Below are 12,432 nucleotides of genomic sequence, written 5' to 3' on the forward strand. Positions count from 1 at the left end.
AGACCGCCTTCACAGGAACCGCCCCGATGCTCAACGCCACCCGCACCAAGTACGACGCCTATACCCAGCAGATCGGCAAGCTGAACAATGTCGCCGACCCCAGCCGAGCGTTCGAGGTGCTGCCGGCCATCGCGCAGACGCTGCGCGCCAAGCTGAAGGGATCGAGCGACTTCCTGTCGAAGATCAACATCATCCCGGTGGTGGCGCAGGAGGGCGACAAGGTCGGCGTCGGCGTGAAGGGCACGATCGCCAGCCGCACCGACACGCGCACCAAGGACCGCAGCCCGCGTTATCCCGGCGACCTCGACGAGACGCGCTACCGCTGCGAGAAGACCGACTTCGACACGCTCATCCGCTACGAGACGCTCGACGCCTGGGCGCATCAGCCCAATTTCCAGGCGCTGCTGCGCGACGCGATCGTCAGCGCCAAGGCGGTCGACATCATCACGATCGGCTTCAACGGCCTGTTCGTGGCCAAGGACACCGATCCGGTCGCCTATCCGCTGCTTCAGGACGTCAACAAGGGCTGGCTCCAGCACATCCGCGAGGATGCGCCCGAGCGCCACGCCGCGGGCGGCGAGCTGAAGGCGGAAACCCGCGACGCCGTCGGTGTCGTGACCGCGGCCGGCGCGATCTATGTGGGCGCCGGCGAGGTCGGCACCGAGGTCGACTACGTCAACATCGATGCGCTGGTGTTCGCCGGCATCGAGCTGCTGCACGAGAATTACCGCGAGGATGCCGATCTTGTCGCGATCGTCGGGCGCGAGCTGGTCAACGACAAGTATTTCTCGATCGTCAACGCATCGGGCGACCGCGCGACCGAACAGCTCGCGCGCGACGTGCTGCTCTCCGACAAGAAGATTGGCGGGCTCACTGCGGTGCGCGTGCCGAAATTCCCGAAGAACGCCATCCTCATTACCACGCTCGCCAACCTGTCGGTCTACGAACAGATCGGCACCGAGCGGCGCAAGATCGAGGACAACGCCAAGCGCGACCAGATCGAAAAACTACGCACGGCCGCCGCGCGGCGCTGCGCCGAGGCCGGCTGCTCGAATCAGGAGATCAAGGCGTGGACCGGTCACACGACCGACAGCGAGGTCGCGCGGTACACCGCCGCGGACAAGCTTTTGGCTAACCTTGCGGAAAGGTAAGCCAAAGATGCCGCTAAGGCATTGAAATCAGGGAAAAATAAGTGAAGTTTGGTGCACCCGACTGGATTCGAACCAGTGGCCTCTGCCTTCGGAGGGCAGCGCTCTATCCAGCTGAGCTACGGGTGCCTGAAGCGCTCGCCTAGCAAAGCGGATCGGGGTGCGCCAGACCTTTTCGGTGGGCGACGCGTGTTGGCGTCAGCGACCCGGTGCAGCGGGCTTGCGTGCGGGCTCGGGGGTCTTGGGTTTGTACGCGCACAGGTCCGCGACGATGCAGCGCCAGCATTCGGGGGTGCGCGCCTTGCAGACATAGCGGCCGTGGAGGATCAGCCAGTGATGCGCGTGCAGGCGGAACGGCTGCGGCGTCGCCTTGTCGAGCTTGAGCTCGACCGCCAGCGGGGTCTTGCCGCGCGCAAGGCCGGTGCGGTTGCCGACGCGGAAGATATGCGTGTCGACCGCGAACGTCTCCGCGCCGAACGCGACGTTGAGCACGACGTTGGCGGTCTTGCGACCGACGCCCGGCAGGCGCTCGAGCGCGGCGCGGTCGTCGGGAACCACGCCGTCATAGTCGTCGACGAGCATCTGCGACAGCGCGATGACGTTCTGGGCCTTGGTGTTGTACAGCCCGATCGTCCGGATGAACGGCTTGAGCCCGTCGAGCCCGAGCGCGATCATCTTCTCGGGGGTGTCGACCTCGCGGAACAGCGCGCGGGTCGCCTTGTTCACGCCGATATCGGTCGATTGCGCCGACAGCGCGACCGCGACGACCAGCGTGAACGGATTGACGAATTCGAGCTCGGTCTCGGGATGCGGATCGGCCTCCGCGAGCCGCGCATAGAAGTCGACGACATCGGCCTTCTTCATCGTCAGAGACCCAGCACGTCGCCCATCCGATAGCGCCCGGCGGGCTGGTCGGCGAGCCACAGCGCCGCGCGGACCGCGCCGCGTGCGAAGATGCTGCGGTCGTCGCCGCGGTGGTTGAGCTCGATCCGCTCGCCCTCGCCCGCGAAGACGACGCTATGGTCGCCGATCACCGATCCGCCGCGCAGCGAGGCAAAGCCGATCGTGCCCTCTGTCCGCGCGCCGACGAGGCCCGCACGGCTGTCGACGCGCAGTTCCGCGAGCGACGAGCCGCGTCCCTTTGCCGCGGCATCGCCGAGCAGCAGCGCGGTGCCCGACGGCGCATCGACCTTGTGGCGGTGATGCATCTCGACGATCTCGACGTCCCAGTCCGCACCGAGCCGCGCTGCGGCCTCGCGCACCAATATGCCGAGCAGCGTGACGCCGAGCGAGGTGTTGCCGGTCTGCAGGATCGCGATGTCCGCGGCGGCAGCGTCGATCATCGACTGGTGCTGCGGCGACAGGCCGGTCGTGCCGATGACGATACCCGTGCCGGCCGCGCGCGCGGCGGCGAGGTGCGCCTCGACCGCCGAGGGGGTGGAGAAGTCGACGAGGACGTCGGCGGCGGCGGCGAGCGGCGCGGGATCGTCGCCTGCATCGACGCCGCCGGCGAGCGTCGCGCCCGCCGCCTCGATCGCGTCGGTGATCGCACGGCCCATCCGGCCGGCGCTGCCATAGATGCCGATTGCGGTCATGCGGGGGTGCGGAGTGTAGGATTATGCATCCGCGCGCTTTGGCACGAAGCGGGGGGGCGCGAATAGGCCGGATTTCAATTCCGGGAGCGGTAACGCGGATCCGCGACGATCGCGCGGACCAGATCGAGGTCGGCGGGCTTGTCGACATCGACCGCGGCCAATCCGTAGGGGCAGGGGATCGCGGCGGCATCGAGCCCGGCCTTGCGCCCGAGATGCGCGATCGCCTCGCCGAGCGTCAGCCTGCCCAGCGCATAGCGGATCAGCAGCCCGATCCCGAGCCGCCGGACGATCCGCCAGGGACGCTTGCGATCGGCCTCGACCCGCCGCCACAGTTCGACCGCGGCGATCGCGCGCGGCGTGGCGAACTGGAACAGGTTGCACCCCGACCAGCCGCCATCGGCAAAGGTCAGATAGGTGCGACGCGTACCCGGTGCCGCGGCCTCGACCACGTCACGGCGGGCGAGCAGCACCGCGACGTCGGCACCCGGTGGCACGTCGGTGCGGAACCGCGTGACCCATTCGGCGCGCAGCAGCGCATGATCGGCGGTCGTGACGAGCAGCGGCGTACCCAGCGCCTCGATCCCGCGCGCGACGCTGAGACTGGGGCCCGCTGCGGCATCGAGCACGATGAGGCCGAGCGCGCGTGCGTGATCGCGCACCACGTCGTCGGAGGCGGAGACCGCGATCTGAGTCGCACCCGCCGCGCGCACCGCATCGGCGACGCGCGCGAGCAGCGTCCGGCCGTCGAGCTCGATCAGCGCCTTGTGCGCGACCCCGGCATAGTCCGCGACCGGATCGGCGCCGCCGCGCGATCCGGCGAGGATCAGCGCGCTGAACGCTGTAGCAGGCTGGGCGGCAGGCGGGGTGCTCATCGCGCGGGCCGTGCCCGCCACACGCGCCAGAGCACGCCCGGCGCGGCGAGGATCGGATGACGCTCCGCCCAGGGCGACAGCGTCACGGGCACGTTCGTGTGCCGCTCGATCTTCCACGCGCCATAACGTGCGGCGCCCTCGAAGGTGAACGCCGCACGGATCAGCCGCGCGATGTTGATCGGCTTGCCCGCGCGGCGCCGCACGCCCCACGCGCGCAGCAGCGCACGTCGCTGAACAGGGGGCAGCGCTGGGCGCAGGCGTTCGCCGTCCTGCACGAACGCGATCCCGTCCGCCTGCCAGGCGAGCGGCAGCAGCTGGTGATAGCGATCGGGATCATGCGCGAGGATCTGATCCTCGCGCCCGCGTGCCTCGACGCGGAATTCGGCGGCATAGGTCTGGCGGAACAGCGCACGCCAATAGTCGCGCGGAGGCGCCGCCTCCGGGCCCAGCGCGGCGGCGAAGCGCGCGGCGGACCGCGCCGCGGCGGCGATCGCATCGGCGACCTTGTCGTGTGCGGCCGGATCGCGCGACCAGACCAGCGCGGATGGCTGTACGAACCGGGTCCAGATCGTCGTGTCCAGCGTCGCTGCGGCCGCCGCGTCGGCGAAGGTCGAAAGCCGCATCGTCGCGATCTTCGCGCGTAGCCGCTCACCGGTCGGCGCATCGTCCGGGTCGAATTCGCGGTAGCTGACCGTCGGCCAGATCCCGCGCTCGCGCGGTCCTGCAGTCAGGACGTAGAAGTCGAGCACGCCCTCGGTCGATCCGGTCCGCAGGTTCGAGCCGTAAAACAGGATCGCGAGCGTGTCGGGCGTCTGCGCCAGCCGCGCGGCGATGGTGCGGACGGCATCGATCGTCGGCGCCGCGAGCTGGCACCGGACGACGTCGGCGAGATCGGTCACGGCACGACGAAGCTGATCGGCGCCGCCTGGCGGATCGTCAGCGCGCCACCGGGATACACCTCGCCGTCGAGGATGAAGCCCGCGTCCATCGTCACGTCGAGCGAATCCGGGTCGATCCGGTGATAGCCCGCGCGATCGAGCCATTTGGCGGGCGACCCGGCCACGATCAGCGGCGCGGCGGCGGCGAGCCAGCGTGGCGGTGCGTCGACCAGAAGCGTCTTCAGCCCGTCGCGTGCCGGACCGAACGGCTGCACGCCGAGCGGCATCCGCGTCAGCGTCGACGCGAGCAGGATATAGCGGTTGGTGTCGGTATCGGTCAGGTCGCCCGCGCGTGCGCTCGCGTCGTAGCGGACGTGCATCCGGTTGCCGACGCGCCACGTCCCCGAGGATCGCCCGAACAGCGTCTGGACGATCGCCCAGCTAAGCGCGACGCCGACCGCAAATCCCTTGAAGGCGCCGGCACGGTGCGCGCGCTGGGCAAGCCCGGTCGCCTCGACGAATGCGCCCGCGCCGAACAGGAACCCGCGCCGCGTGCTGCCGGTGTCGCGGTGCTCGACCTCGACCGGACGGCGGACCACGACATGGCCGACCCGCGCTGCCGCGAGCGCCTTGTCGAGCGTCCAGTCGTCGGGGATGCCGAGGTCGAGCGCGAGCGCGTTGGTCTTGCCCGAGGGGACGATCGCGACGCGTGGCTGAGTCCCCGTCCAGACCGTCGCCGCGGCGGTGAGGACGTCGCGGATCGTCCCGTCGCCGCCATCGATCACGAGCAGTTCGATGCCGTGGCGCGCAAAGTCGCCCAGCACCTCGGCGAGTTCGGCCTGCGTGCGCGGCGTGACCGCCAGCACCGTGCCCGACACGAACGGCCGCGTCGCCTCGACGCTGCTGCGGTTGCGATGGCTCTTGGGATTGCAGATGATCCCCGTGCGGATTTCCGACGCCGCGGTGCGCGCGGCCAGATCGGACGTCGCGTCGCGACGTACCGGGGTGAACGGCACGCCATCAAAGGCTTGAAAACTGGAAACGGCGTCGTTCACACTGTTGGCTACCTGTCGCAGCGGATAATCGCTACACTTTTATGTCGGGGCGGACCAGTGCCGGGTGGCGCCGGTGCTGCACCACCCGTTCAGCGGCGATACCGCATCGTCATGCGCAGCGTCGTCCCGGCTGAGGGGAGCTGGACGCGCGCCGAGGCAAAGGACGGCAGCCCGACCGAGGTCGGCGCATCGTTCGAAAAACCGAAGCCTTCCTTGGGCAGGAACAGCGTGCGGTTGAAATTATGGTCGGCATTCTCGTCGTGATATTGCGCGATCGCGTAATAGCCGGGCTTGAGCCAGAAACAGGCGCGCGGCTGATTGGCGGGAACGCGCGCGCGCACCAGCTTGCCCCCCTTGGCGAGGAATCGCGACTTCTCGTCCGGATAGACCGTGAACGCGACCTCGCCCGCGGCATTGTGCAGCGTCGTCGCCTCGAGCGTCATCTTCGCAAGACCGGGACCGGGTTTGCCGACGCAGGTCTCGGCGGCGGCAACGGGGGCCGACGCCGCCAGCGCAGCCGCGGTCAGACCGACCATGAGGGGCAGTTTCGTCATCGTTCGACCCTGGAAGTGTATAAAGGCAATTTGGTGGCCAATGCCGGGCAGTGTGTGAACACGGGCTTTATCGACCCTGCTGATCCGTCGCCCGTCGCCCGTCGTAGGCAGCAGGGTCAGTCGCGCGCGCGTGGCCGCGTGAAGCGGGCGGCGGCGATGCCGAGCAGGATGGCGACCGCGATCGATCCGATCATCACCCCCATCGCGACTCCGGTCGATCCATAGACCGGCATCAGCACGAATGCCGCGATGAACAGCAGGACGACCGCGACGACGCGGATCGCGAACACTGTCCCCGCGCGGTTGACCGCGGTCATCACCGTGTCGAGGCTGACCGTCGCGAGATCGAAGCATCCCGCCGCGGCGAGCCACAGCAGCACCGGATAGGCGGTGCCGAACGACTTGCCGCCGACCAGCTTGAGCATCGGTTCGCCGATCAGCGCGACCACCGCGAGGATCGCCAGCGCCGCCGCGCTGCTGGCGAGCATCGTCTTGATGAGGATGCGCCGGAGCCGTTCGGGCGCGGCGGTGCGCACCGCGCGGACGATTTCGGGAAACGCCGCGCGCGAGAGCAGCTGCGACAGTTTCGCGAGCGCCTGCGCGACTTGGGCGGCAAGCCGGAATGCGCCCGCGGCGGCGGGGCCGATCGATGCGCCGACGAGCAGCAGCGGGATCTGCTTGCTCGACAGCCCGAGCGTCGCGCTGGCGTTGGTGCTCAGCGCGAACCGGACGACGCCGGGATTCTCGGCGATCAGCGTCTTCCACCGGCTTCGCCCCTGCATGAGCAGCGCGAAGTCGCCGCTGCGCCAGACCATGATCCAGTAGGTCGCGGCGGTGACGATTTCCGCCACCGCCCATGCGGTCATGAAGCCGCGAATCGTCGGGTCGAACAGCATCGCCGCACCCGCGCCGACGAATCGCATCACCGGCGTCATGCTGTCGGCGAGCGCGGACAGCGAGAATTTGTCGCGCAACCGGAGGATGCCGAGCGGCGTCGAGCGGATCGTCACCAGCTGGATCACCGCGAACACCAGCGTGTAGTGCATCAGGTCGCGCGGGATGCTGAACGCGTCGGCCCAGATCTGGAGGATGCCGATCGTCAGCAGCGCCCCGACGATCGCGCTCGACAGATCGAGCCGTGCCGCCAGGCGGAACAGCCGGGCGAGCCGCGGCGTGTCGCCTTCATGCGCGGCGTGGACGCCGTACTGAACGATGATCTGCCATGTCTGAAACCCGACAAAGGTCGTCAGCGCCTGCACCGCACCGGTGATCAGCGCGAACCGGCCGAAATCGACGACGCCGAGCGTACGCGTGGCAAAGCCGAGATAGAAGAGCGACAGGATCGCCAGCACGCTGCGACTGGCCAGCAACCAGCCCAGGTTGCGCGCCGCGGAACGGAGCATCCCGCGGATGTCCGCGGGCGCCGGGGAGGGTGCGGTGTCCTGTGTCATGCGCGTTCCGGCCCCTAAAGCGCGCGGCGCGGGGCGGCAAGCCGGTGTTGCGGGACAGGCGGCAACCCGGCCGCCTGCCGCGTCAGGCGAGCCAGCTCGTGATCGTCGCGCCGCTGGCGCGCCGTGCCATCGCCTGGAACAGCCGGACGAGATGGACGACCAGCGAGATCGCGGTCCAGCCAGCGACGCCGATGATCCCCCAGTCGGGCCGCGTCACGACAAGCCCGGCGAACAGGATGACCATGTTGGGGTTGCGCCGCGCGGTGATCAGCCGGAACCAGCTGTCGAAGCGTTCCCAGACATGGATGTGCATCCCGAAGCGGACGATGAACGCGCCTTCGATCAGCCGCTGCGCGACATAGCCGAACAGCATCGTGCCGATCACGATCCAGAAGGTCCGGTCGTCGAGCGCGCGGCCATAGGGCGCGCAGCCCGCCGCCCAGGCCCACCACCAGAAGGGCGGATGGACGAGGTCAACGCCGTGGTCCCACGCATTGCCGAGCTTCGACGCGGTGATCGTGCACCGCGCGAGCTTCCCGTCGACGGTGTCGAGCACCATGAAGACGAGGCCCGTGGCGAGCCCCGTCCAGAACCAGCCATACCAGAACGCGACCGTCGCGACGATGCACAGCAATGATCCCATCGCGGTGACCTGGTTCGGCGTGATCCCGGCGCGCGCGCAGACCCGCGTGATCGCCAGCGCCCATTCGGGCCACAGATATTTGGTCAGCAGGTCGGTGACGCCCTTGTACGCGCCGACATAGCTCGCACGCTCGATCGCGGGCACCGCTTCGGGAGTCAGCCGTTCGGCGAACGGCTTCTCGCGCTTGCGCAGCGCCTCGTTGAGGATGCCCTCGTCCGCTTCGGCCGCGACCACGCTTAGCATCCCCGTGCGCTGCAGCGGCACCGCGTCGCGCATCGCCGCCTCGACCTGCGCGCGCTCGGCGCGGTCGCGGACATAAGCGAGCACGGGAACGCCGGCGCGGGTGACGACCGTCCCGGGGCGTGTCTTGAGGTGCGCGGTCCAGACCGGATCGAACGCGAACGCCATGTTTGCGAGGATCGCGGGGCTGTCCTGATCCGCGGCGGCGTGATCGGCAAACCCCTGCGCGCGCGCGATCCGGCGCAGCCGCTCGACATTGGTCATCCCCCATAACAGGGTCGGGTTGCTGCCGACGGGCGTCAGTGCTGGCGTGTCTTGCATGCGCTGCCGATAGCCGATTGTGCGCGGATTGCGAGACCCCCGGCGCGCGCGGCGCCGCCGGTCGCGTCCGGCCCCCGGACCGCGGTCAGCGGCGAAGCGCCTCGAGGACGATGGCCGCCGCGCGCGCCGGCGCCAGACCCGACACGTCGCCAAGCGCGGTCTGCACGAACGCGCGCTGGAACGCCGCATAGTCGTCGTGGCGTATCGGCGCGCGGTCGATCGCGGGGATCAGTGCGTCGAGCGACTCGACCACGTCGCCCGCCTCCCACATCGCGTAGGACGCGTCCGACCGCCACGACGCGCCCAGCGCGTTGAGGAACACGCAGGGACGCGGGCGCATCATATATTCGACCACCTGGCTCGACGTGTCGCCGAGATACAGGTCGGCGGCGGCGGTATAGCTGCCATCGACCATCGCAAAGCTGTCAAGGTCGGCATGGACACCCGCCGCGCCGCCGAGCCCCGCCACGAACGCGCGCAGCTCGGGCGCGCGCTCGACGAGGCGCTGGTGCGGCGCGAAGATCAGGTTGTAGCGGCCATCGGCACGGATCCGCTCGACCACCGCCGGGCCCCAGGTCCACCAGGACGAGCGATGCGCCTGCCAGTGCGGGGTGTAGAGGATCACCGGCTTCGTGTCCGCGAACAGCCGCGCCGCAGGGGTGCGCTGGCGGAAGGCGGCCTTGACATAGCCCGTGGTGACGACGCGTTCGGGCGCATCGCCGCCCGCGATCAGCGCCTGGCGATCGCGCTCGGCTGCGACCAGCGTGCGCCAGCCGGCACGCCGTCGCCAGTGCCCGCGCGCCATCATCGACCCCGCGCCGTGGAACGTGTCGACGAACCGCGTCCGCAGCGGGACCATCGCGGGCAGCCACAGGCTCGTCTGTTCGGCGCACACGACGACCGGCGTCCGCAGCAGATGGGGGAGCAGCCGCAGCAGCGTCGGCAGCTTGGCCGGGATCGGCGGGTTGCGCCCGTCGTCATAGCCCGCGAGCGTCCGGAACCCAGGTGCGCGGCGGATGCGGACACCTGGCAGCATTTCGCTCCACCCCCCGAGCAACGCCTCGTGCATCGACGTGCTGACCCAAAGCTCGATCGGCAGGTCTGGCTCGGCCGCGGCGAGCGCCTCGACGATCGGATAGAGATGCGGGATCAGCAGCGTCTCGCCGAGGAACAGGAACGCGACCTTGCGGTTCATGCCGACGCGTCGATCGCCGCGGACCGGTCGCGGGGCGTGGTTGCAGCTTGATTTGGGGCCGGAGTCGGGGCCGCATGCTCGCGCTGCCACTGCGCGATGTCCTCGGGCCGGTCGATCTCCTGCCAGCGCAGGTCGGGCGCGATGCGCAGCGCGCGGACGCCGCTGCGTTCGGCGACGCGGCGGACGACCGCGTGGTGATAGGCGTGCAGCCCGTCGGGCTCGCCGATCACCGCGCGCAGCGCCTCGGCATAGGCGGTGCCGCCCGCCGACAGGATCAACCCGAGCGACCGGTCGGTCGCCTGGTGCCCGACCAGATGCTTGCCGACCGCGATCACGCGCTCGCCATCCGCCTCGACGAGCATGTCGTCGAGCCCGGGCTCCTCGAGCGGTTCGACGACCAGCGTCACGCCGGCGGCGGATCGCGCCCGTGCGCCGCGCAGGATCGCCGCGTCGAACAGCGTATCGCCGTTCATGAGCGCGAACGGCGTATCGAGGTGCGCAGACGCCGCCCACACGCTGCCGATCGAGTTCGCGACCGACCAGAACGGGTTGAAGACGAGCGTGGTCGGCAGCCCGCCGTCACGCCCGGCGAGATGCGCGTCGATCTGGTCGATCCGGTAGCCGCCGACGATCACCGCGCCATCGAACCCCGCCGCCGAGACCGCGTCGAGCTGATGATCGAGGATCGCGCGCCCCCCGACCTCGACGAGGCATTTGGGCGTCGTGAGCGTCAGCGGCAGGAGCCGTGATCCGTGGCCGGCAGCAAGGATGATCGCCTTCATGGGGCATGGCTCTACGCACGAAGTGTGGCAGGAAAATGCATGCGCCGTGCCACCCGGCGCGAGTTTCTTGCCCGCGCGCGCGGGGCCGGTTCAGCGTCGAACGCGGTCGGCCTCCGCGCGCGACCAGCCGCCGCCCATCGCCTGGTACAGCGTCACATACGCCGTCAGCCGGTCGGCGCGCGCCTGCACCAGCGACAATTCGGCGGTCAGCAACCCGCGCTGCGCGTCGAGCTGGTCAATATAGGCGGAATAGCCCGCACGATAGCGGTTCGACGCGTTGCGCAGCGCCCCCGCGAGCGCATCGCGCTGCCCCGCGAACGCTGTGGCCTGCTCGCCCGAACGGCGGACACCCGCGAGGCTGTCGTCGACCTCGCGGAACGCCTGCAGCGCGGTGCGACGATAGGCGAACGCAGCCTGGTCGCGCCGCGCGGTCGCGGCATCCGCCTGCGCCCCCAGCCGCCCGCCGTCGAGGATCGGGCTGAGCACGCTCGCACCAATCGAGAAGACCGCGATCGGATTGGCCAGTGCGCTCGACAGGACGACGCCCGCCGAGCCGGTCAGCGCGAGATTGGGCAACATCGCCGCACGCGCGCTGTCGAGCGAGCGGTCGGTCGCCACCAAAGTCTGTTCGGCCTGGTAGAGATCGGGGCGGCGGCGGAGCAGGTCGGCGGGGAGGCCGTCGGGGATCGCCGGGGCGGCAAGCTGGTCGAGCGTGACGCCGCGCGGGATCGCGCCGGGGACGTCGCCGACCAGCAGGCTCAGCACGTTTTCCTGCCGGCTGATCGCGAGCTCCGCGGCGGGGACCAGCTGTTCGGTGGCGTGATATTCCGCCTCCGCCTGCCGCAGTTCGAGATTGGAGGTATAGCCCGACTCGGCGCGGCGGCGCGCGATCCGCAGCCCTTCGGCGCGCGCGGCGAGTGTCTGGCGCGCGACCGCGAGTCGCTGGTCGAGCGCGCGCAGCGTGATGTAGCCGCTCGCCACGCTGCTCGCGAGACCGAGCCTGACCGTGTCACGCGCCGCCTCGGTCGCGAGCAGCTGCGCCTGCGCGGCGCGGCTTGCCTGGCGAAGCCGGCCGAACAGGTCGAGATCATAGCTGATGCTGACCGAGGGCTGCGCGCCGATCGCGTCGGACGGCAACCCGAACGGGCTGACCGTCTGCCCGGTGGTGCTGGGGGCCGATCCGCTGACCAGCGGCGTCTGCTGCGCGCGCGCGAGCCGCGCGGCGGCGCGCGCCTCGTCGATCCGTGCCGCGGCGGCGCCGAGATCGGGGCTGTTGGCGAGCGCGCGCGCGACCAGGCTCGACAGCGCCGGATCGCCGAACGCGCTCCACCAGTCCGCGCGGATCGGTTCGCCCGCGCCGAGCGCGGTCCGCCACGCGGGGGGCGGGACGACCGCGGTCGTCGCAGGCGCCTCGGGGCGGGGGCCAATGCACGCGGTAGCGAGCAGCGCGAGGGGGAGGGCGGTGGCGGCCCGCCACGCCCCTGTCCTGCGCCACGCCTGCATCTCGTGCCACCACCCCGGCACGGCGCGCCGCACCCGTACTGTTAGCCACCACCCCGGCGAAGGCCGGGGCCCAGCTGGGAAGGTCGCAGTAACCGCAGACAGCGCTTCGTTATCGCCGTCCCCCAACTGGGCCCCGGCCTCCGCCGGGGTGGGGGCGTGGGTTTCCACAGCGCCCCCTGCCAAAATGTTTCCCCG

At 70.1% G+C, this 12,432-nt stretch carries 12 protein-coding genes and 1 tRNA gene; 1 reads left to right on the forward strand and 12 read right to left on the reverse strand.

Annotated elements, in window-relative coordinates:
- Positions 1–26: 26 nt before the first annotated feature.
- Positions 27–1,151, forward strand: a complete 1,125-nt coding sequence (locus AC0CH3_RS12080; RefSeq protein WP_354303951.1) for a phage major capsid protein, P2 family — start codon at positions 27–29, stop codon at positions 1,149–1,151.
- Between the two features lie 49 nt (positions 1,152–1,200).
- Here the strand turns inward: AC0CH3_RS12080 and AC0CH3_RS12085 are convergent.
- The 12 genes from AC0CH3_RS12085 to AC0CH3_RS12140 form a co-directional block, all read right to left on the reverse strand.
- Positions 1,201–1,277 (reverse strand) — tRNA-Arg (locus tag AC0CH3_RS12085).
- Between the two features lie 69 nt (positions 1,278–1,346).
- The gene (gene nth, locus AC0CH3_RS12090) at positions 1,347–2,012 is read right to left on the reverse strand and encodes an endonuclease III (RefSeq protein WP_354303953.1); all 666 of its coding nucleotides are present in this window, start codon (positions 2,010–2,012) and stop codon (positions 1,347–1,349) included.
- 2 nt (positions 2,013–2,014) lie between these two features.
- The gene (dapB, locus tag AC0CH3_RS12095; protein ID WP_333994822.1) at positions 2,015–2,743 is read right to left on the reverse strand and encodes a 4-hydroxy-tetrahydrodipicolinate reductase; all 729 of its coding nucleotides are present in this window, start codon (positions 2,741–2,743) and stop codon (positions 2,015–2,017) included.
- Positions 2,744–2,817: 74 nt separating this feature from the next.
- Positions 2,818–3,615 carry an NTP transferase domain-containing protein gene (locus AC0CH3_RS12100; RefSeq protein ID WP_333994821.1) on the reverse strand — a complete coding sequence of 266 codons (798 nt, stop codon included), beginning with the start codon at positions 3,613–3,615 and terminating at the stop codon, positions 2,818–2,820.
- Complete coding sequence (locus tag AC0CH3_RS12105) at positions 3,612–4,514, reverse strand: hypothetical protein (RefSeq protein ID WP_354303956.1); 903 nt, start codon at positions 4,512–4,514, stop codon at positions 3,612–3,614. Before AC0CH3_RS12105 ends, AC0CH3_RS12100 begins: the two co-directional genes overlap by 4 nt.
- A complete protein-coding gene (locus AC0CH3_RS12110; RefSeq protein WP_354303958.1) occupies positions 4,511–5,548 on the reverse strand; it encodes a diacylglycerol/lipid kinase family protein in 1,038 nt (345 codons plus the stop codon). Before AC0CH3_RS12110 ends, AC0CH3_RS12105 begins: the two co-directional genes overlap by 4 nt.
- A gap of 89 nt (positions 5,549–5,637) precedes the next feature.
- Entirely contained in the window at positions 5,638–6,102 is a 465-nt protein-coding gene (locus AC0CH3_RS12115; protein WP_354303960.1) for a DUF2141 domain-containing protein, read from the reverse strand.
- 116 nt (positions 6,103–6,218) lie between these two features.
- Positions 6,219–7,553: a lipopolysaccharide biosynthesis protein gene (locus AC0CH3_RS12120; protein WP_354303962.1), complete on the reverse strand. Its 1,335-nt coding sequence runs from the start codon at positions 7,551–7,553 to the stop codon at positions 6,219–6,221.
- Positions 7,554–7,635: 82 nt separating this feature from the next.
- Positions 7,636–8,757: a CDP-alcohol phosphatidyltransferase family protein gene (locus tag AC0CH3_RS12125; protein WP_465237939.1), complete on the reverse strand. Its 1,122-nt coding sequence runs from the start codon at positions 8,755–8,757 to the stop codon at positions 7,636–7,638.
- A gap of 85 nt (positions 8,758–8,842) precedes the next feature.
- A complete protein-coding gene (locus AC0CH3_RS12130) occupies positions 8,843–9,952 on the reverse strand; it encodes a hypothetical protein (RefSeq protein WP_354303966.1) in 1,110 nt (369 codons plus the stop codon).
- The gene (locus tag AC0CH3_RS12135; RefSeq protein ID WP_354303968.1) at positions 9,949–10,734 is read right to left on the reverse strand and encodes a phosphocholine cytidylyltransferase family protein; all 786 of its coding nucleotides are present in this window, start codon (positions 10,732–10,734) and stop codon (positions 9,949–9,951) included. The genes AC0CH3_RS12130 and AC0CH3_RS12135 overlap by 4 nt, the downstream gene beginning before the upstream one ends.
- A 90-nt stretch (positions 10,735–10,824) precedes the next feature.
- Positions 10,825–12,237 carry an efflux transporter outer membrane subunit gene (locus tag AC0CH3_RS12140; RefSeq protein WP_354304109.1) on the reverse strand — a complete coding sequence of 471 codons (1,413 nt, stop codon included), beginning with the start codon at positions 12,235–12,237 and terminating at the stop codon, positions 10,825–10,827.
- Positions 12,238–12,432: the final 195 nt, after the last annotated feature.

Source organism: Sphingomonas sp. AC449, from assembly GCF_979253475.1.